The 468-nt window shown below is 60.5% G+C and carries 1 protein-coding gene; it reads left to right on the top strand.

All coding sequences use genetic code 11. From position 1 onward, the window contains the following. On the top strand, window positions 1–468 hold a 468-nt coding region (locus H6A60_RS12535; RefSeq protein WP_205105142.1), incomplete at both ends, for a hypothetical protein.

Genomic DNA, 468 nt, shown 5'->3' with positions numbered 1-468 from the left:
GTCGACGAATGCCCGCACTCCCGAGGAGACGGTCGTTCGTTCCTACGACGGCCCCTCGCTCGTCATTCGACAGAGCGTTCGCTTGAGAAACGAGATAAATGGAAACGACGCCCGCTCGGTTGTTTCCGATGCCGCCGTGGAGTCCGGATCAAACGCAGAGAATGCTCTGCTCTCTTCGGCGAACGCCTCCGGGGAAATCCACGAAGCGAGAGTCGCCCTGCGTCCGACGGAAGCGGACTTGGGTGCAGTCGGGAGCGCTGATCGTTCCGCGTTCCTTGAGAACGTGAATGTGCCGCGCGTTTTCTCCAATCTGCCCGCCGTAGTTCGTTTCGATCCGCTGGCGCTCATCGACTCGCTCGGCAACCCTTCGCTTGACCCGAATCGGTTTTCTTTCAATTTGGCCCTGAACGGCGAATTGGTGGCCACAACCGAACGGCGCATTGATGCCCGTTTCGGCGACTGCCGCGG

Origin of the sequence: Sutterella massiliensis, from assembly GCF_016899755.1 — a bacterium.
Lineage (GTDB): Bacteria > Pseudomonadota > Gammaproteobacteria > Burkholderiales > Burkholderiaceae_F > Sutterella > Sutterella massiliensis.
The sequence above is the reverse complement of the archived record's forward strand: the minus strand, read 5'-3'. Positions and strand labels throughout refer to the sequence as shown.